The sequence below is a fragment of the Desulfosarcina ovata subsp. ovata genome (genome assembly GCF_009689005.1).
Lineage (GTDB): Bacteria > Desulfobacterota > Desulfobacteria > Desulfobacterales > Desulfosarcinaceae > Desulfosarcina > Desulfosarcina ovata.
Genome location: NZ_AP021879.1, coordinates 931444 through 955909 on the forward strand (window position 1 = coordinate 931444; position 24466 = coordinate 955909).

Genomic DNA, 24466 nt, shown 5'->3' on the forward strand with positions numbered 1-24466 from the left:
TTTCAAAGTTTTGAGTATATGCTTTTTTGATTATCCCAACTGCTGTGCCACAACATCGGCGATGCCTTGGCACAGAGATCTGGTTTCCTCCTGAGTGGGCCCCTCGACCATCACCCGGCACTGCGGCTGGGTGCCGGAATATCTTACCAGGACCCGTCCATGCTCCCCCAACTGTTTTTCAGCAGCTTCAATTTCCCGGACTACTGGGTTAAGCGAATCCAGTGGCGGTTTGGAGCGGACGTCCACATTGATCAGACATTGGGGAAAGGTTGTCATAACCGTGGCCAACTCGGATAGGGTCTGTTTTGAAGATTGGATGACCGCCAACAGGTTCAATGCCGCCAGCATGCCGTCACCGGTGGTATGTTGATTCAAAAAAATCAGATGCCCGGAGTCTTCACCGCCCAGAACCGCTCCCGCCTTGACCATTTCTTCCATAACATAACGGTCGCCGACGCCGGCTTTGATATGCCGGATACCCATCTTTTTCAGAGCCACACCGAAACCCAGGTTGCTCATCACCGTCGACACCACTAACGAATTTGAAAGCGCACCCCTTCCCTTCATCCAGCGGGCGCAGATGGCCATGATCTGATCCCCGGCAAGCACATAGCCGTTTTCATCGACCACGATCAGCCGGTCGGCATCGCCATCAAAAGCCAGTCCCAGGTTCGCATGTTCGGCGACAACCCGCTGGGCCAGGATCTCCGGATGCTGGGATCCGCAGTTATCGTTAATGTTGGTCCCATCCGGCTCACAAAAAAGAGCGATGACATCAGCGCCCAGTTCTTCGAAAAGTTTAGTGGCGATGCCACTTGCCGCCCCGTTGGAGCAGTCGATGACCAGTTTCAGGCCGATTAATGAACCGTCAGATGTAAATTTGCCACGCAAAAATTGGGTGTAGTGTTGCCGGGCCAATTCAAGATCATGGATGGTTCCTGTTTGGCGGATCGCTGCACTTTTCTCGCAAAGTGCCCCACTTTCCAGAATCAATGCTTCGATGGCGCGCTCATCCGTATCGGAGAGTTTGAATCCATCGGCTTGAAACAGCTTGATGCCGTTGTCGCCAAAAGGGTTGTGTGAGGCGGAAATCACGATGCCGGCATCATACCCGCCGTTTGCTGTCAGGTAGGCCACACCGGGGGTGGGCATGACACCGGCCAGCCACACCGAGCCCCCCATGGAGCAGATGCCGGCTGCCAGCGAAGAGGCCAGCATGCTTCCGGAGATGCGCGTATCGCGTCCGATCAGAAATCGTCCGGTGTTATTTTTTTGATCACCAAAAAATGCAGCGATGGCCCGTCCCGCCTTTAATGCGGTTTCACAGTCCAGGGGGTATTGATTGGCCACGCCCCGGATACCGTCGGTCCCGAACAGTTTGCCCATTATGGCCCCCCTTTTTTAAACAGCCAAACATCGAAATCGGACTCCACCAATTTTAGGAAGTGCTTGTCATTTGTTATCATACCCGTTGCACCGCCTTCCACAGCCGTCGCCGCATGTATGGCATCCGGTGTGCGAAGACCGTGAAGCGCACGCAAGCGTGCGGCTGCAATTGAAATTGGTGTTGTCATGGGCAAAACCGTCAGATTCGGGAAATTGCTTAGCACCCGAACAATGGTATTCGCACGCCGTTGTTCGTTCGCACGAAAAGCCGGGACGAGGAGTTCGGAAAAGACGAGCGACGAGACAATCGCCGATATTTCACCCCTTTCAACCAACTGAAAGAATCTCTTTGCCGGGTGGTAGAACGTTGGGTGACGTTCAAGAAAATAGATCAGTGTTACGGTATCGATTCCGTAACTTAGGGTTCAGTCAGAAATAAGTTCACATTTTAAAAGTTCTTCCCATCTCATAGCTTCTGCTTTTGCTGTTGGACATGAGGGCTTGATCGTATAGTTCCAATTGCCCAATTCCTTGTTCTTTGAAATATTGAGGCTTTTGAATTCCTTGTCTGGGACTTTTATCCCTTTGGCATATTCTCGCTCGTCAAAATATGCCTTGATTTGAAGCCCTGTTTCGGTATCGGTATCATTAATAAAATTGAGCATGATATCAAAACTTTCTAAAGGTATCCCGGCCCAATTTTTACTGATTTCGCTAAACATTCGATGCTCCACCGGGTTCCATTTGCTTGCTCCTGTCGGATAGTGCGAAACCGAAATTTCAAGACCATGCCCGTCGGCAAGCCGGTGCTGAAGAAACTTTTTAAATGCACGTGGCCTGGCTCCATTGCTTCCGCCGCTGTCGGCTAAAATTAGAACGCGTTTGGACCTTGGATATTGATGCTTGCCAGAACTCTGCCACCAAGTAGTGATGGCGTTGACCGCAAATTCAGGTGTATCTGCCGACTTTCCGATCACCACCACACCTTTGTTGAGCCCGACGTCATAGATGCCATAGGGGGAAGCTATACCCAATGCCTCGGATCGGAAGTCGTGATCTTTGACCTTGGTGGCTTCGTCGCACCACACGCGACCATTATTTTTGAACAAGCCGATCAATTCCTTCTTTTTCGTGTCCACGCTGATGATCGGATCTCCTGTCGCGCTGAAGTTTTCCCGAAGGCGCTTGATGATGTCGAACTGCTTGTCTCTGTCTGGATGCGATCCGGCCGAAAGGGCTTTGTTGTTGGCCTTCAATGAATAATCGAGCTCGTCTAATAGTCGCCGAACGGTTGCCGCCGACACGCGGATATCGAGACGTCTTTCAAGCAAGCGGGCTATCTTTGCCGGGGTTTGACGGGTCCATTTTCTCCCCGTGATCGGGTCTCCGGCGGTGTCGTATTCCAAAAGATTTCTGATCTCCTCGATCACTTCCGGTGTTTTTTTTCCACAGGTTTTCTACCGGCCCCTTTCTTGCGGGTGCGATCGACAACAATGTCTTGGTCAATGAGTTCCCGGCGGCCCTTGGCAACGGTTTGAGGATGCAGCCCCAGCAGATCCGCAATGCGCAGATCACCTCCATGACCCAGTTTTAACGATTCAAGTCCGGCGAAAAGTCGCCGCTGCTGTTCATCAAGAATGCTGACGAATAAGATAATCGCTGCTTTGACTTCGTCCGAAAAGTCTTCGGTATCCGAAAGCTTGACCCGACGAGCCAGCAATTGTTGCCTGCGCATAGAAGCATCGGCTGCGCAGTACAGGTAAACGCCGGAGACTTTTTTCCTATCGATTTTGCCTTTTTTTATCAGACGTAAAAGCGATTCCTTAACACTAACGGCCAACAGCGCTTCAAGTTCTTTGGCAAAAAAACCTGCTTCCGATCCTGCTATCAAGTGCTCAAGAGTTGAAAGCAGGTTGCCATGCTGTGAAAAGCATACAGACAAGTGACACCATAGGCCGTTGTCGTCGAACTTGGCGACTTTATCCAGGGTGTAGTATCTGCCCCCATGTGAGTAACTTGATCGATACGACAATTGTTTAAGTTTTCTAAAAGCCGTCATATCGACATCGGTGCCGAGCACTGTCTTAATCTCTTTTAACGTGCTGATTTTTTGACGTATTAAAAACTGCTCCAGGTCTTTTGATTGATATTTTTGAATGTTCATAATGTTATAGTGTCAACTTTAAATTGTTATATAGTTGACACTATAACATTTAAACCGCAGAGCGTCAAACAATCAAAGTCCTGTAACGCACCATATTTTAATAGTTTATTGTCGCAAACAATATTTTTAATAGATATTTGGATAAATTTAAAATGTTAGCATATCACCTTAATAGACGAAGTTATTTATAGGCTGTTCCTTAGGCCACGCGGAAGTCTTTCCGGTCTTAATTCCATTGATCCCGGGATTTATTGAGTTCCTCTTCGTATCCGCGCCAAATTTCCGATCCGCATGCATCGAGGGCCTCGGTCGCTGAAACGGCAGCTTTGACGATCACGATTTCATTGTCCCGGATGGATATTTCCAATTCGTCGCCCGGCTTTATTTGAAGCTTTTTTCTTATTGCTGCCGGTAAAACGATCTGGGATTTGCTGCTGACTCTGGCAAGTGGCATGTGCTCGACCTCCATTTTGTCTTAGGCGATTTCTGTCAAAGAATATACCCGCCTGCTTGTCTTTTCATCGGTCTTCTGCGTTGGGCTTTTCCACACATAGCCCCACTATGCGTAAAAAAGCCCGCCTTGAATACGAATGAAAATCCTGGCGCAGCCTGGTATATTCTTTTCCGCCAATCGCCTTACCAGAAAGTAAAGCGATCTAATCGCGGTGTCAAGCATTCTTTCCCATTGAGTAGTACCGGCCCCGCTATCCAAGTGACGGAAAAAGTGATCGCATTTCATCCACAAGATGATCGACAATACTCTGGAGCCAGGCTGAGCCAATATTCTGTTCCCGTCCATCGAGATCCAGGATTACATCAAGATAGGAACCGTTTGTCGATAGGCGTTTTTGTTCGATCAGAGCGATGAAATCGTTACTGCCCTGCTCGTCGATTTCACGCAAAACCGTTTCGATGACGCTGTCGATTTCATTTCGTTTGGCATAAAGATCATCTTTTTGAGCCAGTAGGGCGGCGGATGCGCCCTCCCCTGCATGACGGCGATACAGACCGGCGGAAGCTTTCAATTTTTCGCAGAAAGCATAAAATCGCCTTACCCGTTCAAAAATAGCCATCTTGAGTATATCGACGAGGCCGTGGAACAGTGCATCCGGGAAACGATTCCCGACAAACTGTTTGCGGACATGTTTGTACCAGGCCATCAGCGCCACCAGGTTGCCCAGGTAGATAAAATTGTTCATCGCCTGGCGCTTGACACTCCGGTAGATACCGGTGGTGTAAGGCACGCTCCCGCCCCTGCCCCCGCCTTCGAATACCAGCCGATCCGGTTTGAGCTGATCCTTGCGATAAATCGATCCAGCAGCGATGACCGTGCCATAGGCGATGCGGCAAGGACCGACCAGACCGCCCTGCCCGCCCAGGAAAATGGGTGCCTGATTCAGCATGACGCCACCCGGTACGTCGCCAATCAGCGATGCCGTGGCCTTGTCCTGGTTAGGGGTATAGTTGAAGTGGATGTAGGAGCTGCCCACCTCGCTGTGATTTTTCCGGCTGGTGCCGCCCGCCATAAAGCAGTCGCAGAAATTGATTAGGCTGCCCAGGGTGACGAAGGGAAAGAGGATCGTCTGTTTCAGACCGACGGTATGGGCAATGCTGGCCTGCTCCTCAAAAATGGTCCCGGCGCGCACATGGGCACCAAAACCGGCCTCGGCACCTTCCAGAAAAACGGCGTTTTCGAAATAACCGCCTTTCAGTTTGACATGGGGACCGACGTAGCAGTTTTTGATGGTGACGGGAGCTTCGTATCCCAGTTGGACGCCCTCGCAGATCAGGGTTTTTTCGCCGAAAATTTTGCAGCCGGTGTGAATGGCAACGCCTTTGGCTTTGATACGATCAAATTCGACATCGTCTCCGATCCGCACACTTTCCGGGTTGGTGATCTGTACGCCCTTTTTGATCAAACGGTCAATCATCGCGGCCCGTTTTCTCCTCACTCTATTTACAATCGACGTAACGTTTGGAATAGGAAATGATTTGATCAACGCTTTTCAGCAGCACCGGTGCCAATTCCAAAACACTTTCAAAGATTCGGTAGATTGTTTCGGATTTATACTCGTGGGCAATTTCGTTTCGAAGCAACCGAATTTGAATGAAATCCTCCGCGTTATCAATCAGCCCTTTTTTTTCAGCCCGGTTGATGCGATCGCGGACGGTTCCGGGTGCTTCCAGCTCCAGTACATCGAAATATCTGAAAATTTTTTGGATGACGATATCACTGAGCCTGGCGAATCTTCCGGTCAGTGCCTCGAAGCTTTCCAACGCTTCATTGGACAGCCCCGACTGTACACCGATCCGGGCACACTTTTCATAGGAATATGCCAACACTTCACAAGCGTTGTTTAACTCCTTTAATTCTTCCTGCATGGCTGCTTTTACATTTTTCAATTCAGCCGAACCCCCGTATCCAAGGCGATTTTGACAAAGGGATCGCTCTCGTCCCTTGCAATGAGCAAATCGATTTTTTGATCTTCCATGGTTTCGAATAAATTGGCTTTAATTTTCAGCTTGTCCTTGAACGTCAGACAATCGGATAAAATCAGGATGTCAATATCCCCACCCTTTTGCCGGTCATCAACTCTGGATCCGAACAGATAAATCCGTGCCTTTGCATCCAGGTTGAGCACCGCACCGACGATGATTTTTTTTTCCTCCGAAGACAATCGCATGTTTATTTACGTTGGCATCATCCGTTTTCGTTTAAACCATGGGAATTTTTTGCCGCTCCAGATCGACGTCCTTCAGACGAATTAAAAATGATTTCAAAAACAATCCATTGTCACGACAAACCCGTGCTGCGTCGCAATAGGTGGCATTTGGCTACAAAACGCCAGCTCACTTTGAATAGATCATGAAATCAACAGACAGCTTCATCATCCGACATCTTATATTCGGGAACAATTTCTTTTAGGATGTTTTTTATCCCTTGGGCATTGTGACTGCCTGCCTGTAAGCAGAGTTCTTGAAGCTTTTCATCAAACCATTTGATATCAAAAACATTCGATCCGTTTCTTAACACAAGAATTTTTTTATGATCGGTTTTGACAATTCCTTCCCCCTCAGTAATCAATTCTTCATATAGCTTTTCACCTGGACGAAGGCCTGTAAATTTGATTTCTATTTCCTTATCTGGAATTTTCCCAGACAACTTGATTAGATCCCGAGCCATGTCTACAATTTTAATAGGCGTTCCCATCTCAAGGATGAAGATTTCACATTTATCCCCCATGGTGAAAGCCTGTAAAATTAATTGCGCAGCCTCTTCGATGGTCATAAAGTAACGTGTGATTTCCGGATGGGTGATGGTGACCGGCCCCCCTTTTCTTATTTGTTTAAGAAATAGGGGAATTACCGATCCAGAGCTTCCGATGACATTGCCAAAGCGAACCGCCATGAATTTTGTCTCGCCGCAATTTTGGAATTGAACGATCTTTTCTGCCACACGTTTTGAGGCCCCCATAATGTTGGTAGGCCTGACCGCCTTGTCTGTCGAAACAAGAACGAATCGTTTCACTTTATGTTTTATTGCCGCCCCAACCATTGTATTCGTACCGATTATGTTTGAGAATACACCCTCCCAAGGATTTCTTTCCACGAGGGGAACGTGTTTATACGCTGCTGCATGAAAAATGACATCAGGTGAGTATTTTTTAAGTATAGCATCTACTAATTTTTTGTCCTGAACCCGTCCAAGCACGGCACGATACTTTACATAAGTAATAACATGCTTCAATTCCATCTGAATGGCATACAGATTCGACTCGCTTGCATCAAAAAGCACAACCAATGCTGGCTTATACTTGCAGACCTGCCGGCATAATTCGGATCCAATCGATCCGCCGGCACCGGTGACTATGATTACTTTCTCGGTTAGCAGTTCAGAGATTTTATCATTTTCAAGTTCGACAACCGGCCTTCCAAGAAGATCCTTGTAAGATATATCACGAACCGACTTGATGCTAACCTTGCCGTCGATGATTTCACTCAAACTGGGCAATGTTCTGTATTTAACATTTGTGCTCTCGCACATCTGGACGATTTTCCGCATAGCCTCGGCGGTTACTTGGTGAATGGCAATTATTATCTCATCAACCTTCAGTGTATCGATAACTTCCGGTAACGCATTTATTTTCCCGACAATCTTTACACCATGGAGAATCATTCCATTTTTCTTTTGATCGTCATCCAATAATCCGACAATTTTATAATTTAGCGATGGATTATCTTTGATTTCTCTGATAATTCTCTCAGCCGCATCACCAGCGCCGATGATCAATATTCTTTTCTGTTTGCTTTTTCCATCTCTTAACAATTGAACTGTTCCCGTTGAACCGATCAAAAGAATTCTAATGGCCAGACGACTTCCACCAATAAAAATCAAAGAAAAAATTGCATCAATAACAAAAACACTTCGGGAGAACCCTTCAAATCGACTGAGCATGAGTAGTGTTATTATGATTACAGCCGAACTGATTAATATTGCCTTTGTAACGTTCAGAAGATCCACAATACTTGTGTATCGCCACATCCCCCTATATAGATTGAAAAAATAAAATACAATCAACTTAAAAATTAAAATTGGAAATATCGTTTGTTTAATGATTGTTATCTCTTCTATCCCAATTTGCCCTTCGAACCGGATTGCATAGGCGATAAGATAGGAAAGTGTAAGCAGTACAATATCCGACAAGACCAGCACATAAAAATTCTTACTGGAAGCTAACCTGTTCATATTGTTTGTTATTCCTAATTTCTTATTTTTTTATGACTTTTGGCTTTTATTTCTTCATATCTCACGCCCAATTTCTTCCGAATGATATAGTTTGCGATGATAAATACAGCCAAAAAACAACTTAGTATTAGGATCACATAAGAAACACCGAAAGGTCTGGTAAACAATATAGAAAGCCCTACAATCAACTGCAACAATCCATAGCCTATGGAAACCTTCCAATGTTCAATACTCATCTCATTTGCCAACAACTGATAAAAGTGTCTCCTGTGGGCTTTAAAAAAATTTTCTCCGTCCTTCAGGCGGATTGCCATTGTAACAAATTCATCTGCATAAAACGGAAACAAAAAACCGGTAAGACATACAAAATCAAGAAAATTGTCAGAAAGCATAACTACAAACGAGGAAAAAACAAATCCAATCAAAATACTACCGACATCCCCCATAAATACTTTAGCTTTTGGAAAATTGAAAGGCATAAAACCAAGGCATGAAAAAATAATACTTACCGACAATATTGTTAATTTGTTATTACTATGAGAATCAAGATTATAATATGTAAGCAGACTAAATCCTACTATAGCTGTAATGGCAGCAATACCGTTAATGCCATCCATAAAGTTATACCAGTTGGTAGTAGCGACAATAAACAAAACAAAAAAAAGAATGGCAGGTATAGGGTAAGAGGTATGAGTATATTGGTGAGAAAAAACTAAAAAAATGATTGCCGAAATAAACTGAACAGTCAGGCGAAGTTTTGGGGATATCTCTTTTCGATCACCCAAAAGGCTTATAAAAGAAAGGGCGGTTGCCGCTCCCCAAAAAGCAGGAGTTATCTTGGCAGATATGGAGGAAATAACAATTGCAGCCAATATACCAATTCCACCACCTTTTGGAATAACTCCTTTATGCGAACTCCTATCATTTGAATGGTCTAAGAGATCAATGGTGCCTGCATACCGCAATATTAACCATGCCCCCAAACTTCCTAAAAAAATATATATAAGAAGCAAAAATAATATCATTGAAATCTTCGATCAACTATTGTTCGATAGAACTGAACTTAAATTGTGTTTATGTTTAAATCCCGTTTGCAGCATCCGGGTATTATCAAAAACTAAACTATTGGCAACTTTTGAATAGCACGAGTGAAACCATAATTTTTGTTTCCTAAAAAATATTCCTGCTAAACGAGTTAGTAACCAAACCATAGATAAGGGCATAGGAATTACAGGTTTATAGCTGTAAATCTTATTCTTTTTAAAAACTTGAATAATATCATAAAAGGAGTAAGGACAATCATCACTCATGTTTATTATATCTAGGCTGCGATCATCGTCTCGTATCTGAAGTGTATATTCTATAAAATCTAAAATGTTAGGCTTTGCAAGTGCAGACATCGTCTGCTGTCCGTTTCCAAACATAACATAGAAAATTTTTTTTGGTCCGAATATACGTCTTTCCAGATTTAATCGAAAATTTTTGTCATATACGGGTGATAGGCGTAGAATTGTAAGTTTATGAATCAATCCTTTTTCATATAAATCTATAAGACGATACTCTGCATCCAACTTGCTTAAAGCATAATCACTTGAGGGATTATATTTGGAATCCTCACAAACAGGCTGTATCAAGTCTGTTTCACCATAAACGGAAATTGTAGATAAAAAAATGAAGTGAAGATTATTATTAACGGCAGCAAGTGATGCTATCTTCTTGGTGGCTTCGCTGTTGACGTGCATATACGCAGTTTTATCAACTGAACCAACTTTTTGATGGGCAATTCCAGCACAATGAATAACAATATCAGGGGTGTATATTTTAAATAACAAAGAGATGGCTTCCATGTTTGTAATATCAATACTCTCCCAAACACTGTTTTCGTTCTTTAAAGGTGGTTTGCACTGATCCAAACAAATCATCCGATATGTACTGGATAATCTCTCTACTAAAGCAGACCCAATAAACCCTGCGGCCCCGGTTATCAGGATTTCGTTATTATTCATTTATTATTTTCTATTTTATAGTTAAAGAAAGGATGAGATGGTGATATTGTTCGGCTATGTGATCACGGGAATATCTCTCTTCAACATATTTACGGCCTGATAAACCCATACTATTTACTTGGCCACGATTTTTTTCGGCAGCTAAAATTGTTTTAGATAAATCATCGGGTGATCCGGCGTTAACAATATAGCCACAATGAGCTTCTTTAATTAAATTGGCCAGATCTGATTCCGGTTTGGTTAATGCCAGAACTGTGCGACCACAAGCCATAATACGGTAAACCTTGGATGGTATTGCTGCATCGGTTATCTCCTTCAATTGAGGAACGAGCGAAAGATCGGAAGACGCATATATTTGAGGCATTAAGGAATACGGTTGATAATCAAGAAATGTAAAGTTATTTAAAGATAATTCTTTTACTTTATTTTTCAGGCGGCCACTTAAAACTCCATCACCTAACATCAAAAAATGAATATTTTGATTTTGTCGCAAAATATCAGCGCATTCAATAAAAGTCTCAAGATCCTGCCCTGTACCCATGTTACCGGCATAACTGACAACGAATTTATCAGTTAAATTGTTTTTTTTGCTGAAATCATTTTTTTTAGGTTGAGGAAACAATTCACCGGTATCAACAAAGTTTGATATGAGATGCACTTTAGAAGCACTCACACCCTTTTTTAAAATTACTTTAGCCATGTTCGGTGCAATCACAGTCAGGGCCTTTGATTTTTTATACACAAACTTTTCCAGTGCATAAAGGATAGCGATAATAGGCTGATTTTTGATCACGCCTAGCTTGATAGCATAATCAGGATAAATCTCCTGCACGTTGTATATAAAATTACATTTATGAATAAGAGAAAATAAATAGGCATTTATCCCCATTGTAAGGGGGGGTGAGGGGACAATTAACATATCAGGATTCTTTAATAATTTTATGCTGGCAATCGTGTTTAAAAAATGAAAATTTAACCATGCCAAGAGTCTAACCAACACATTAGGCCCTTTTTTCAGCATCAATATATGATAAACTGGAATTCCATGATAATCACTTTTCTGTATTAACTTGCCAAAAAAGTTGCTTATTGGTTGTTTTGTCTCTGCTTTCAGGTCTCTGTTATAATGAGGGGTTGTTGTTATTACGTTTACGTCATGACCATATTTCTTCAACTCAATCGCCAACTCTCCCATTATTTGAGCTGTTGAAACACTATCAGGTGGGAATACTAAGCTTAAGAATGTTATTTTCGCCATATTACCTTATTTATATAGTCGGTGTAACTTAAAATGATGCGTGTAACCTTTTCTGAAACATTCAGTATTTCATAGTCTGCAACTATTTTATTATAGGCCTCTTCATTAATTTTCCTATATTCCAAAATACTTAAAGCACTTAAAATCGTATCGATGTTTAATCCCACCATCATCACAGACGCCTCCTCCATACCTTCAGGCCGTTCATGTGCTTCTCTGATATTCAAAGCGGACAGATTAAGGATAGAGGCTTCTTCAGTAATCGTTCCGCTATCTGACAACACAAAATTAGCACTTGTTTCCAGCTTTACGTAGTCTGAAAAACCAAAAGGTTTATGCAACTCGACCTTATGGTTTAGATCAACATTGTTTTCTTCTATCCGCTTGCGTGTGCGTGGATGCGTTGTGACAATTATTCTTTGATTGTATTTATCAACCAACCTATTCAGCAGATTCACAAATTTAAAAAAATTAAGATCTGAATCAATATTTTCTTCTCTGTGACAGCTGACCAATATGAAATCATTTTTTTTGAGACTAAGTTGGTCAATAATTTCCGAGGCTTTTATTTTGGTCATATAATAATGAATAACTTCATACATGGGACTTCCGGTCTTTATTATGCGATCAGGAGGTATACCCTCTCTTAGAAGATATTCACGTGATATTGTACTATATGGCATGTTAATATCACTTATGTGATCGACTATTTTTCGGTTTATTTCTTCAGGAACCCTTTGATCGAAACATCGGTTTCCTGCTTCCATATGAAAAACCGGTACCTTGCGACGTTTAGCTGGATAGGCTGCCAGACAACTATTTGTATCACCAAGTACTAAAAGAGCATCTGGTTTTTCCTTTTCTATAACTTTATCGACTTTATTTATTACCTGTCCAACGGTCTCACAAGCAGTTTGTCCGGCGGCATTTAGAAAATAATCCGGCTTTCGAATTTCGAGATCATCGAAAAAAACCTGATTTAATTCATAATCATAATTTTGACCGGTGTGAACTAAAATTTGGTCCATATCTCGGTCCAATACTGCCATTACTCGAGAAAGTCTTATTATTTCGGGCCTTGTACCGATAACTGTCATGACTTTCATGATTTGTTTCCCTTAATAACAGGTTCAAAAAATGTGTCCGGTGTGGAAGGATTAAAAATTTCATCAGCCCAAAAAAGTACAATCAGGTCTTTATTCCCTATATTTTCTATAGCGTGTGTATATCCAGGAGGTATATCAACCACTTTAAAATCTTTACCTGATACTGGGTATTCAATTATTTCATTCGTATAAATTTGCCGAAAACGAATTACCGCTTCCCCGTCTAATACTGCAAATTTTTCCACTTTTGTATCATGATAATGATCTCCGCGGGTAATACCGGGACGGGTTCTTGAAACAAATATCTGACCGGCAAAGTCGGATTTAAGCAATTCTGCCAGTTCTCCACGCTGATCGATTCGCTGTTCCAATGAATAGGCAAAGTCATCTTCCTGCATATAGGACAAATAAGTTGCATACAGGCACTTTTCTATTCTATCATTAAAGTCTGGAAGCTTTAGGGAAGTACGAGAATCCCGGAAAGACTGAATCGTATCAGCTAAATCCTTAAGGGAAATGTTATATACAGGCTTGACCGAATAGAAATTATTCCCTGTTTCAGTATATTCATGATTAATAACGTCAATAAAACTTCTAATAACATCGTCAATGTATACGAGATCTATCTTATGATTTGGATCAAAAATGGTTATTGGGAGGCCTCGCGCAATATTATAACAGAAAGTGGCCACAACAGAGTTGTAGTTCGGTCGGCACCATTTACCAAATACCCCGGGGAGTCTGAAAACAGCCACGGGAACATTGTAATTTTCTTTCAGCCTAAAGAATTCCTGCTCTGCAATCCTCTTGGAAATACCATACGGGTTGTCAAGTTCAGCTTGGATCGATGAAGCAAAAATGATTAGAGGCTGCCTTTTAATTTCGCATAATATATTACATATATGCTGAGAAAACAAGGAATTACCTTTTCGAAATTCATTATCGCGTTCAGGACGGTTTACACCAGCAAGATGAACGATTACGTCAGCTTTAATGAGGAAGGCTTTTAAATCATCATAATTTGAATCAATATCATACTCTGATATCTCGCAATCATTTAAACGTTTGAGGTTAATAATCAGGTTTCTTCCGATAAACCCGTTTGCACCAGTTACTAAAATATTCAATAGGAACTCCTGTTAATGAATAATATTATTATCAGTCATCAATTTTTTCACCACGTATGGCTTTTTTAATACATTCCAATTTCAATAACAAATCACACATCTCATCAACATTGAGTAGGACCGTATTATGGGAGTTATAATCTTGTTTCAAAGCGATTTCTTCCCTTCCTTCATCAAAATATACGGAATAATTCAAATTACGGTTATCAGCTGGGACACGATAATATCCTCCTAAATCTTCTGCAACCGACATTTCTTCTCTATTTAACAATGTCTCGTAAAGTTTTTCACCATGCCGTGTTCCAATTACTTTTATTGGATTGTCTGCATTTAATAAACGTTTGATAGCTTCAGCCAAAACACCGATTGTGCATGAAGGTGATTTTTGAACGAAAATGTCGCCTGGATTTCCATGCTGAAACGCATAAATAACCAGCTCTACAGCATCTTCAATTGTCATCATAAAACGTGTCATATTGGGATCGGTTAATGTTAGTGGCTCACTATTTTGAATTTGCCGGATAAACAAGGGGATAACCGACCCACGACTAGCCATGACATTCCCATAACGTGTGCAGCTGATTACGGTATCTCCATTTGCCACTCTGGATTTGGCGACAGCAATTTTTTCCATCATGGCTTTTGATATTCCCATGGCATTAATCGGATAAACAGCCTTATCAGTGCTCAATACAATTACACGTTTAACGTAAGCTTCCATTGCGGCTCTAAGCATATATTCCGTACCCATTGCGTTCGTTTTCAAAGCCTCAACGGGAAAAAACTCGCAAGACGGAACCTGCTTGAGTGCTGCAGCGTGAAAAACAAAATCAACTCCCCTTAGCGCATCTTTTAAGCTGCTTTCGTTCCGAACATTCCCGATGTAAAATCGAAGATTTGGGTTTGGATATTGATGGCGCATATCATCCTGTTTTTTTTCGTCTCGTGAAAAAATTCTGATTTCGCCGATATTTGTATCGAGAAAACGACGAAGCACGGCATTCCCAAACGTACCTGTCCCACCGGTAATTAATAACACCTTATTATCAAACATATATTCTTTCCATATCAAACGTGATGTCGAGGCCACTTGTATCTATGACCAGTTTCGTATAAATTTGATTGTTATCTTATTGCTTTATTAACTCAAAAAGCTAAATATTCTTTTCAAGAATGATTTTATAAATTTCTTTATGCTTTTGGGCAGCGGCGTCAATGCCTAAATATTTGACAGCATATCTTCTGGCATTTTTACCGAATTTTTTTCTCAAATCAGGCTGGTTTATCAAGTCCAGTGTCCTGTTTGCCAGGGCGTTTGAATCCCTAACAGGGACAACAAATCCGGATACGCCGTTTTTCAGGTGTTGATTGACGGAACCCACGTCAGTCGTCACGATAGGTTTGGCCATGGCCATTGCCTCCCATATTGATGTGGGACTGGCCTCGGTAACAGAAGAAAACAGACAAATATCAAGCTTTGAAATAAACTCGGGAACATCTTCTATAAGGCCGCAAAATGTTATTTTTCCGGCCTCGGAAAAGTTGTTTAGTTTTCTCTGAATCATTTCAAAATATTGTTTCTGGCTATTTAAAATAGCTCCAGCGATAAGAAATCTTACATTTGGGCACCGGTTGATCACCTCAATAGCCGTATCGACAAAATACTCCAGCCCCTTTGCAGGATTCACGCTTGAAACCGTTCCAATGACAACATCTTCATTTTTCCCTCTTACATGCTCTGAATAATTGGAAGGATCGAAAAGGGTCATATCAACAGGCGCATGAACCTCCTGGACAGGCTTTTCAGCCAGTGACCTCCCTTTGATATAGTAAGAAAACACTCTTTTCCCGGCTATGATAAATCCGTCTGCACATATAGGAGCGACACAATGAAACACTTTTTTTAAAATTGATGGCGCATAGGTATCATTCAGATGCCAAACAACCGGGTTCCCGGATAACCTTGCTGCAATTGCCGCTTTAAACTGGTATGATCCGTTAACATGAATCAAGTCAAAAGTATTCTTTCTGAAAAATCTCCAGAGACAATAGATTTCAATAAAAAAACAAAATATATACTTGGCGAGGATTTGCTTTTCCTTGCTCAGCCGCGTGATCACAAGAGCATTGCTTGATATATCGGCCTTGAACACTTCCTGGGATAAAATCTTAGAGTCATATCTCGGGTAAACAACAATTGTCTCAACACCATGTTGTTTCAAGGCCTTGGCTACTTGTACGATTCGACGTGCAGGGCCTCCAAAACGGCCTTCTTCAATAACATTGCATATGTGTATTAACTGTTTCTCTATTGTCATTGTCTAATACTATTTCATCAGATATTATAAACACACCTAAATTTAGCGATTTAGGTGTTGAGTATCACTATCCCCATGCAAAACTTGTAAGAGAAGGTGAGAAGAAACAATTTCCGATCATGAATTCCTATGTTTACCGTAAGATACTGTAAATTTTATTTATTTTGCCTAATTATCCAGCTTTTGCAGGCACCTATAAATCTATATTAGACTAAATAACTTTGAACTCATTCAGAACCATCTGGAGGAGTATCTTTTTCGGTTCAATCGCCGGAAATCGATGAACATCGGGAAGAAGTTCATGAGCATCGTTCAACAGGCGCTAAAGTCGATTCCGATTGCTTGGTGCGATATCCCGCTTGACTTGTATCCAATTTCTCAGTCCTTTGTTGTCACTGGAGTTCTATAGAAAACAGGGTTCTTAAAGAACTAAACAATGTCAAGTCACTATCCGTTAACCCACGATTTGTCTTTTTCATAACCGAGCGAAATTAAAGCATCCCCCGCATAGTGGTCAAACATCTCTTTACTCTCATTTGTAAAATGACTTTTCCAGTCCCCGACAATTCCTTTTCGCATAAAACTGTTGGAATTCTCCTGTCCCGGCGCTCTCCCTGACTGGCTTTCAAAAGAAAATATTTTTTCTATTTTCTCTGCTCTGGCCTTCGACAAGGGTCTATTTTTAAGTGCACCGACTAATTGCTGCAATTGAGTAGAGCAATTATGCCTGAAGTCTTCGTATTTTACATGAACAGCACCTGAATTCCCCTGCCATTTTTTTGCAAAATCTAACCATGAGAATTTTGGGTATTTCTTGCCTTTAAATATGTATTCTATAAACGACGGTAGATTAGATCGGGTATCTTTGACATCCGCATATTTCAGGTCCGCCGAGATTTTCTCAACTAATATCTTATTCCCCTTTTCATTTTGAAAAAGTGAATGGAAATATTGAGAGACAATCACATCTCTCCCGTCCCGCCAAACAATTACTACATTTTTAAGTGTTGAAGGCCATAAGAAATGTCCATGCATTATACACGGTCGTAACATTGGAAGACGATTGCGAGGAAAAGGCACGTCCAAGGCAGCAGCAAGCATTTGGCCAATCCAGCTTCCACCTGATTTAGGATATTCGTTTACAATGTAATAAGGCATTATGCCTGAAAAGGTGTAGCTCAAGAAATAACGAGAAAGCGCATTGAATTTATGCCAGTAAACATTGTTTTTTTGATAAATCATATCCAAGACCAGAAACCTCTAACTGATTTTTAAAATTGGATTATTTTAAAAGTATTTGGTGAATAACATGCACGCAAGTGGCAAAGCTGGCACAATCACATGGCCATGCTGTTCATGGCATGACAGCGTAAATTGTTCAAAGATGTTTACCAGTTACTCAGCTGTTTGACATTTTTTACATTCTGAAAAACAGGTAGTAAAATATGTTGAGGAGTAGAACATGGCATTAGAATATTGTCGGTTGTATTATTGAGAAACGACCTTAAATAAATCTCTGAATACCGTTGATGTTGCATACTCCTTTTCTATCTTGTCCTTGGCCTGACGCCCCATTTCCTGTGAGAAAATGCCGTTGTTATATAAAGAGAGTACTTTGGTAATGAACTCATCCTCTGTTTCATATAAAAAACCGTCAATGCCGTCTTTAACGATCTCCAAATTGTTACCTTCGGCATATATGAGGGCAGGAATTCCAACAGCCATATATTGTAATGCCTTGTATGAACATTTACCCTTCGAAATATAGTCATTCTTAAGGAGAGGCATCAAGCCGACATCAAAGCTGTTTAAATCTGTAAGTTCGGTCTCCTCTGACCATTGCCGGTTTATGACATTTACACCGCGAATAGACAGTTTTGTACCTCTATTGAAATCTGAAACAATTACCAAGTGATAGTCGATTTTTCCAGCCAGCTTTTGAAAAGAACTGTAAAGCGGTTCCAACAAGTAAAGCCCGCTGGGGCCGCCGATCCAGCCCAGAGTAAAAGTCTTTTTCTCTTCCAGTTTAACAGGATGGTATTGCCCGGTTTCCACAGGCGTTGGAATAATGGAGACGTCTGGATTATATTGCCTTGCAAATTGAGCCAAAAAAGAATTTCCAACGATTACTTTATGAACAGACTTTAAAACAACAGAATAAAATTTGGGGTGATTTAAATAGATCAAATCATCAAAATCAATTATTATCTTTTTTCTGTGAAAAATCCGAAAGAAGATTTCAACAGGAAGTGCTGCCGTAAAGACATACCTTTGTATAAAAACAACATCATATTTTCCAAATAAAATTGATATGAACAGTTTTAAAAAATGCAAAGGTAAGAAAAGAAATAATTCCGATCTCTCTATCCCTTTAAGGCCTTCCATCCGATAAGTCCGTGGAAAAAACAATTTGTATTCAATTCCACATTCTTTTAGGTATGGTAAATATTGTAATACTCTAAATCTACAACCAGAATTACGCCTTGTATTAGGAAATATAAAAGCTATTCGCATGATATTTAAACCATAATAGTATTTGATATATAATCCATAGCTTTAGACATTATATTGCAGCCTAATTCATTTAAGTAAATAAAAAATAAATTGTAAGCTCTGACTGGATTCAGAAAAAATTTCAAAAAAATTAAAAAATGCAGGACAAATCATTAAGAGTATGCTACTGCAAGCTATAATAATATAGCTTGTAGGTGCCAAGTGAATTTAAAGGAAATATTTAAAACAAGTTTCGACATGTTTCTCAAATGGCCTAAAGTCATTTTGGTCAAAGCAATTGTCGAACTGCGAGATAAATACCTTCAAGCACAAGATCGAATCAACCAGTTAGAGAAAGAAAACGCTCAACTTAAGAGAGAACTTGAGCAGGAAAAAATAAAGAACACGAACAAAGAGGTCAATAAACCTTCATCAAAGCAAGCTGAATGGGAAAAAGGCAGTGAAGCGGGCAAAGATAAAGGGAAAAAAAAGCCAAGGGGCCGCAAACGCAAACCCCGTAAGGGCGCCGGGAACCGACCTAAGAATAAAACGCCGAACCGCGAAGAAACGGCTACTGTTGATAAATGTGATTTATGCGGCAAAGATTTAAGTGGTCAAGCACCTCTTGAAAGCACCAATGAACGAATCGTTGAAGACATCGTTGCTCCACCTGAAGAAACGATCGTGACACTGGTGACTCAACAAAAGAAATATTGTGCTGACTGCCAAGCGGTAATAACCGCCAAATTGGACTTGGCCTTGCCCGGTGCCGATATCGGTTTGAATGCGACGGTATTGATCTGTTACCTATGGGTAGCCCTATGCCTGCCATACCCCAAAATAAAGGAATATCTGAAGACCTTTTACAAGTTAAGCGTATCGACCTCTGGACTTAGCCGCCATGTCATCAAAGTGGCCAGGATTATGCACAACGTGCATGATGAGATTTTAAATGGCATTAAGCACGGGACCATTTTGCACGCCGATGAAACTGGCTGGCGGGTCAGGGGAAAAAACTGGTGGCTATGGGTATTTGGCACCCCGGATACGGCCTATTTTACAGTCGACAAAACAAGGGGGGTCAAAAGTTGTCCGCCGAGTGCTCGGGGAAATATTCTTCGGAGTCCTGGTGGTAGATGGTTGGGGCGCATATTTATCCTTGATATGTGAACAGCAAAGCTGTTTATAGTACTCCAACTTAGGTTTTTTCTGGCACATTTTTTGTTTGCATTTAGAAAATATCTATTAAATCAAATAACTGGACAGCACCAACGTTTCCTGATACTTTCATGATGTACACACCTACCCATACGAGGAGTTAATCATGAATTTATCAGAATACCAGTTTGACGATGATGAAATTGCAAAATTACATGAACGTAGAGACAACCAACCAGATGTGCGATTAAAGGTCCGATTCATAGCACTCTTAATGCTGGCTGAGGGTTTTGAACTGCCAGTAATTGCATCAATCATAGGAAAATCACCAAAGACCATTGAAAACTGGCATAAGCAATATACGACAAAAGGCATCGACAGTTTAAATTCTTTTCAATACAAACCCAAACAATCCTATTTGAGATCCGAGCAGATTGATCAGGTCGTGAAGTGGGTAAAAGAAACGAACCCAGGGAAAACCAAGGAAGTCAGAGAATATATAAAAAAGAACTTTCAGGTTTCCTACAGCAACGAAGCGGTAAGGAAAATTATAAAAAAAAGAGGACTTAAAGTTATCCGGCCAAGGGTCGTACCTGGCAACCCACCCAGCGAAGAGGATCAAAAAAAAACCAATACTGTTCGGCACATTCATTGATAAGAGTATTGAGCAATAACTTTGGCGATATTCACATCAAATATTTCTAACAAATTATTTTTTACTGCTAATAACCAGTGAAGACCAATTTTATAAAACTGTTTTAATTTTTCTCCAAGAAGAGTTACTAACCCGCAAACATATGGTCTTTTTGCATTTGAATTGGAGCATGAAGATGAAGTTAGCAAGGTTTCGTTCTTATTATTTTCTTCAGATTCATGCTCATCTTTTTCATTTTCTCTGCTTATTATTTCCGTATCTTGTTTGAATGATAATAACAATAGATAAGCAATCATATACAAGTAGAATTGTATCTGTACGCCATGAGGAGATTGGCTCATTAAGTGAATTCCCTTGAAGGTTCTTTTTATGAAGCGAAAAAAAAGTTCCACTTGCCACCTGTAAGCGTAAAGCATTATAATTTCGTAAGTTGTCAAATCATTTCTGTTTGTGATCAAAATGTAGTTTTCGCCCATAGCCGTAAAGCTAACAATACGATAACTTGCTTTGTTTTCATCGCTATTGAATATTATATTTGAATCTGTGATGTCACTGAAAAATTTCAAGAATGTATCCGGTACGGTGGCAGTGAGACACTCTTTTACAGTGTACGTCATATTCGACTTTCCGCGAATAATAAAAAATGCATTGCTGTCGGATATCTGCTTGAACAGATTGAAAGCGATATAGCCTCGATCACAGACATATGTAATGCCTTCGCGAAGAATTTGCTTAACAAATTCTTTTTCGGAAAAGTTACCTTCCGTACTGATAAATTCGGTTGGAATCATTCGGTTGAGTTCAAAAGATAAATGCATTTTGATCGCATTAGCGGTTTTCTTGTAACAAGCCCATGCCATATTGGAAATGGCCGGAAAAAGCGAACCATCTACAATTAGCATTTTTCCAAGATGACTGATTTCCGGAATTTTATGCAAATCCAATTCTTTTACCAACTGATGGAATATATCTTTAAATATTTCTGGGGGATAACGATTAAACGCTTCATTATACATAGACTTCGATGCGACGACCAATCCTAATGCCTTAGCAGTTGGTGATGTTTTGATCTCAGTGACGATTTGTCCAACGCTTTTAATTCTGGTTATTATTCCAAAAAGCAAATTTGTGGTGAACGATGATAATGAAAGCTTGTAAGTGTCCAAATCATTATGGAGACTATTTTGATTAACCTCAATCAATGGTAGCACCGGTGATAGAATTGTTTGAAAAACATTTTTGTCGATGTGTTCGCTCATGGAGACCTCCTGATTAATTAATTGTACCCACCATGATTAAAACACAAAGCGATCTTTTTGTCCAGTGCTATTTTTTATTTTAATAACAGGATGTTATGGCAATATATATGCCGAACAGTATTGAAAAAAAACATCGAAAAATATTTCGAAATGAAGCGTACTTGCGAACCTGGAACGGTTTTCTTGTTTGGCGACGGCATGCATTTGGTCCATCAAAATATTCCGGGGCTATGCTGGGCAGATCCCAAGGCGCCACCAATATTGAAAACAAATACTGGACGTAAGCGACTAAATATACTAGGTGCCTACAACCCTGATTCGCTCGAGTTTGTTCATTTAACCGGGGAAGAAAACTGCAATGCGGAGCGGGTCATAGAATATTTAGACGTCGTCCTAAATGCATACCGGCATTCCCCTGCAATCGTCTTGTTTTTGGATAATGCAACCTATTTTAAAGCTGAAATTGTAACAACATGGCTCATGGAACATCCAAAACTCAAGCTGGAATTTCTTCCACCGTATTCACCAAACTTAAACCTTATTGAGCGCTTCTGGCGATTTGTCAAAGAGCATCTTGTAAGAAACAGATATTATGAAAAGTACAAAACATTTCGTGCAAAGGTTTTTCAATTTCTCAATCATATTGACGAACATACTGATGAACTAAAAACATTAATGGTGGAGAAGTTTCAAATCGTCAAGGTGACAGCATAAAGTATGCCAATAAAAACCTTAGTTGGACTACTATAGCTCACTTGTTGCGCAAGGTCCGTAAATTTCGCGATGCTTTTCCCCACCTGACTGAGATCGTGAAGTTCTATCTCAAGTTCAGGCGCATCATCCGAGATGGTGAACGTCTGCAACAAAACCGCGATCAGTTGGGAGCGTTGGTATTTCAACGACGCCTGGAACGACTCAAAAAGCGCCTGGCGGATTTAGTGCTATGGTCAAACCCTGGACCGGTTCTCGAAGAGATCATTAAAAAGGTTAAAAGACAGCAACCGCGGATCTTGACCTTTGTGGAACATCCGAACGTTCCTTTCCATAATAACTATGCTGAATATCTGATTCGCATCGGTGTTCTCAAACGTAAAATATCAGGAGGAAGCGTATCGGCTGAGGGAGCGGAGTCATATGCGATACTTCTGTCAATTTATGTCACTTGCAAGCTTCGCGGAATATCATTCCCCAAATACCTGAAAGCAAGTTTGGGCACTGGTTCAGTTGAATAGGCAATTAATTAGTCATAATTTTGAATAGTTAAATATGTTGTGCACTGAAAAGTGCTTCTGGAGTGATCTCGCATTCGAGTACTCCTAAACTAACAGCGGGCACCTTTTCAGCTTTATCTTCCGCTGATCGCCATGTTGTAAGAACGGAAAATATGAATCAACGCATCATCAAGGCAGCCAGAAGCCGCGCGTCGCGTGTTGAGGGCCAACCGTAGACTGACGCTTAAGTTTATTTGTATTAGGAAACAATTTTATAAATGCAAGAAGAACTCCAAAATAAATAGCAAAAACAGGATTTATTAAATTCGAATATATGACTTGGGAAGCCAATAGAGAGACTAAAAACAAATTAAGCATACTGTTTAAATTATATGCTCCCAAAACCCTTTTTCTATAAATATTTATGATTAAAAATAAAATAAATAAAGCATAGACTATAAACCCAAGAATACCAACTTCCGACATAATATCAATATACAACGAATGTGATGTTATTATATACGACTTTCTGATGTCAGAGGGAATAAAGTGCCCCAAATTACCAAGACCAACTCCAAATATACAATTTGAACTTATAGCATTAATTCCGGATTTCATTCTAATAATTCTATTAAATTCCTTATCGATCATACTTGATTCTGCTGGTTTAAATCTTTCTATAATAGTTTGAACAACACTACTGCCTGAAACTTGGGCGACATAGGAATTTATCCAAATGAAAATAGGTATATATATAATTGCCAAAAATAAAATTATCTTTAGCTTAAATTTCCCTTTAAGTAAAGTGAAGGCCCCTATAGAAAACATTAAAAAAATTCCAGATCGAGATAAGGTAAGCATGATTGTAGTTGAAATAATACATGCAATTATGATTGATGTTTTACTGCTAAAAATGCGATTTTCAATTTTTCTGTAAATCCCGTAATAAACAGTAATTATTAAAGGGAATAACAGATAGTATGCGAATAAATTACTGTCAAAAAATGTACCTGCCATTCTCTGAGCTAAAAAAATATTATAATCTTGATTTAAAAAAGTGATCGAGGCGCCTTCATAGTCACTAATATAATTCCATATATTGATATTCATAATGATTCTTGCGAGAAGAGACAGATAACCAATAAATGAAATTATCAAGGATGTATAGACTATATATCTCAAACAATTTAGAAATGTATCTTTATTAGTGATTAGTGAATTCGTTAAAAGAATAGTACTTAAAAATAATATCACTTGCAAAAAACGAAAGTTTGCTTGTTGAGCGTATTTTGTGTCATTACGTGATAATGAAATTAGATATAAAATAATTAAAAAACCGATCAAATAACCAGCTGTTAATGTTTTTCTATTTATAGACTTATTTCGTTTATTTAAATAAAATACGAGAGATGTTATAAATACAGTTAAAAATGAAATTCGGAATAAAGTTAACGTGACCCCTATTCCACCTACATGAAATGTAATAACGCTCAATGGAGCCGTTAGAATAAGAAGAAACAATTGAAAATTATAAGTAAAATTTACTTTTGATTCTATCAAATACTACACCTAAATAAT

Annotated in this window: 24 protein-coding genes; 4 read left to right on the plus strand and 20 right to left on the minus strand. The window is 40.3% G+C overall.

Features of this window, described 5'->3' with window-relative positions; genetic code table 11:
- Window positions 1-30: 30 nt before the first annotated feature.
- The 18 genes from glmM to GN112_RS04180 all read right to left on the minus strand — a co-directional run bounded on the left by glmM (window position 31) and on the right by GN112_RS04180 (window position 18497).
- On the minus strand, window positions 31-1386 hold the full coding sequence (gene glmM, locus GN112_RS04095; RefSeq protein ID WP_155309059.1) for a phosphoglucosamine mutase: 1356 nt from the start codon (window positions 1384-1386) through the stop codon (window positions 31-33).
- Window positions 1386-1796, minus strand: a complete 411-nt coding sequence (locus tag GN112_RS04100) for a type II toxin-antitoxin system VapC family toxin (RefSeq protein ID WP_155309060.1) — start codon at window positions 1794-1796, stop codon at window positions 1386-1388. Before GN112_RS04100 ends, glmM begins: the two co-directional genes overlap by 1 nt.
- Window positions 1797-1811: 15 nt before the next feature.
- Window positions 1812-2792, minus strand: a complete 981-nt coding sequence (locus GN112_RS04105) for an ISAzo13 family transposase (protein WP_162458776.1) — start codon at window positions 2790-2792, stop codon at window positions 1812-1814.
- A gap of 20 nt (window positions 2793-2812) precedes the next feature.
- Entirely contained in the window at window positions 2813-3550 is a 738-nt protein-coding gene (locus GN112_RS04110) for a hypothetical protein (RefSeq protein ID WP_155309062.1), read from the minus strand.
- A gap of 226 nt (window positions 3551-3776) precedes the next feature.
- The gene (locus GN112_RS04115; RefSeq protein WP_155309063.1) at window positions 3777-4004 is read right to left on the minus strand and encodes an AbrB/MazE/SpoVT family DNA-binding domain-containing protein; all 228 of its coding nucleotides are present in this window, start codon (window positions 4002-4004) and stop codon (window positions 3777-3779) included.
- 250 nt (window positions 4005-4254) lie between these two features.
- Window positions 4255-5481 carry a protein GlmU gene (locus GN112_RS04120; protein WP_155309064.1) on the minus strand — a complete coding sequence of 409 codons (1227 nt, stop codon included), beginning with the start codon at window positions 5479-5481 and terminating at the stop codon, window positions 4255-4257.
- 22 nt (window positions 5482-5503) lie between these two features.
- Window positions 5504-5953 (minus strand): hypothetical protein, encoded by a 450-nt coding sequence (locus GN112_RS04125; protein WP_197743253.1) that lies wholly within the window; start codon window positions 5951-5953, stop codon window positions 5504-5506.
- The gene (locus tag GN112_RS04130) at window positions 5950-6234 is read right to left on the minus strand and encodes a nucleotidyltransferase domain-containing protein (RefSeq protein ID WP_155309065.1); all 285 of its coding nucleotides are present in this window, start codon (window positions 6232-6234) and stop codon (window positions 5950-5952) included. The genes GN112_RS04125 and GN112_RS04130 overlap by 4 nt, the downstream gene beginning before the upstream one ends.
- 188 nt (window positions 6235-6422) lie before the next feature.
- Window positions 6423-8297 carry a polysaccharide biosynthesis protein gene (locus tag GN112_RS04135; protein ID WP_155309066.1) on the minus strand — a complete coding sequence of 625 codons (1875 nt, stop codon included), beginning with the start codon at window positions 8295-8297 and terminating at the stop codon, window positions 6423-6425.
- A gap of 14 nt (window positions 8298-8311) precedes the next feature.
- Window positions 8312-9322: an MraY family glycosyltransferase gene (locus GN112_RS04140; protein ID WP_155309067.1), complete on the minus strand. Its 1011-nt coding sequence runs from the start codon at window positions 9320-9322 to the stop codon at window positions 8312-8314.
- A gap of 12 nt (window positions 9323-9334) precedes the next feature.
- The gene (locus GN112_RS04145; protein ID WP_155309068.1) at window positions 9335-10303 is read right to left on the minus strand and encodes an NAD-dependent epimerase/dehydratase family protein; all 969 of its coding nucleotides are present in this window, start codon (window positions 10301-10303) and stop codon (window positions 9335-9337) included.
- A gap of 10 nt (window positions 10304-10313) precedes the next feature.
- The gene (locus GN112_RS04150) at window positions 10314-11561 is read right to left on the minus strand and encodes a glycosyltransferase family 4 protein (protein WP_155309069.1); all 1248 of its coding nucleotides are present in this window, start codon (window positions 11559-11561) and stop codon (window positions 10314-10316) included.
- Window positions 11549-12667: a non-hydrolyzing UDP-N-acetylglucosamine 2-epimerase gene (gene wecB / locus GN112_RS04155; protein WP_197743254.1), complete on the minus strand. Its 1119-nt coding sequence runs from the start codon at window positions 12665-12667 to the stop codon at window positions 11549-11551. The genes GN112_RS04150 and wecB overlap by 13 nt, the downstream gene beginning before the upstream one ends.
- Window positions 12664-13794, minus strand: a complete 1131-nt coding sequence (locus tag GN112_RS04160; protein WP_155309070.1) for a polysaccharide biosynthesis C-terminal domain-containing protein — start codon at window positions 13792-13794, stop codon at window positions 12664-12666. Before GN112_RS04160 ends, wecB begins: the two co-directional genes overlap by 4 nt.
- A 31-nt stretch (window positions 13795-13825) precedes the next feature.
- A complete protein-coding gene (locus tag GN112_RS04165; RefSeq protein WP_155309071.1) occupies window positions 13826-14848 on the minus strand; it encodes a polysaccharide biosynthesis protein in 1023 nt (340 codons plus the stop codon).
- Between the two features lie 100 nt (window positions 14849-14948).
- Window positions 14949-16112, minus strand: coding sequence for a glycosyltransferase family 4 protein (locus GN112_RS04170; protein WP_155309072.1), 1164 nt, complete (start codon window positions 16110-16112; stop codon window positions 14949-14951).
- A gap of 447 nt (window positions 16113-16559) precedes the next feature.
- Window positions 16560-17354, minus strand: a complete 795-nt coding sequence (locus GN112_RS04175) for a sulfotransferase domain-containing protein (protein WP_231717219.1) — start codon at window positions 17352-17354, stop codon at window positions 16560-16562.
- Between the two features lie 246 nt (window positions 17355-17600).
- Window positions 17601-18497, minus strand: a complete 897-nt coding sequence (locus GN112_RS04180) for a glycosyltransferase (protein WP_162458777.1) — start codon at window positions 18495-18497, stop codon at window positions 17601-17603.
- Between the two features lie 330 nt (window positions 18498-18827).
- Here GN112_RS04180 and GN112_RS04185 point away from each other — a divergent pair, with 330 nt between their 5' ends.
- Window positions 18828-19775, plus strand: a complete 948-nt coding sequence (locus tag GN112_RS04185) for an IS66 family transposase (protein ID WP_155309075.1) — start codon at window positions 18828-18830, stop codon at window positions 19773-19775.
- Between the two features lie 154 nt (window positions 19776-19929).
- Window positions 19930-20418, plus strand: a complete 489-nt coding sequence (locus tag GN112_RS04190) for a helix-turn-helix domain-containing protein (RefSeq protein WP_155309076.1) — start codon at window positions 19930-19932, stop codon at window positions 20416-20418.
- Here the strand turns inward: GN112_RS04190 and GN112_RS04195 are convergent.
- Window positions 20412-21677 carry an IS4 family transposase gene (locus GN112_RS04195; RefSeq protein WP_155308364.1) on the minus strand — a complete coding sequence of 422 codons (1266 nt, stop codon included), beginning with the start codon at window positions 21675-21677 and terminating at the stop codon, window positions 20412-20414. The two genes, GN112_RS04190 and GN112_RS04195, sit on opposite strands and share 7 nt — an antisense overlap.
- A 120-nt stretch (window positions 21678-21797) precedes the next feature.
- Between GN112_RS04195 and GN112_RS04200 the strand changes: the two genes are divergently transcribed.
- Both GN112_RS04200 and GN112_RS04205 read left to right on the plus strand, forming a co-directional pair.
- Window positions 21798-22391 carry an IS630 family transposase gene (locus tag GN112_RS04200; protein ID WP_162458778.1) on the plus strand — a complete coding sequence of 198 codons (594 nt, stop codon included), beginning with the start codon at window positions 21798-21800 and terminating at the stop codon, window positions 22389-22391.
- A 44-nt stretch (window positions 22392-22435) separates the two neighbouring features.
- Window positions 22436-22909 carry an IS66 family transposase gene (locus GN112_RS04205; RefSeq protein WP_231717220.1) on the plus strand — a complete coding sequence of 158 codons (474 nt, stop codon included), beginning with the start codon at window positions 22436-22438 and terminating at the stop codon, window positions 22907-22909.
- A 168-nt stretch (window positions 22910-23077) separates the two neighbouring features.
- Here GN112_RS04205 and GN112_RS04210 read toward each other — a convergent pair whose 3' ends face one another.
- On the minus strand, window positions 23078-23998 hold the full coding sequence (locus GN112_RS04210; protein ID WP_155309079.1) for an O-antigen ligase family protein: 921 nt from the start codon (window positions 23996-23998) through the stop codon (window positions 23078-23080).
- Window positions 23999-24466 lie beyond the last annotated feature (468 nt).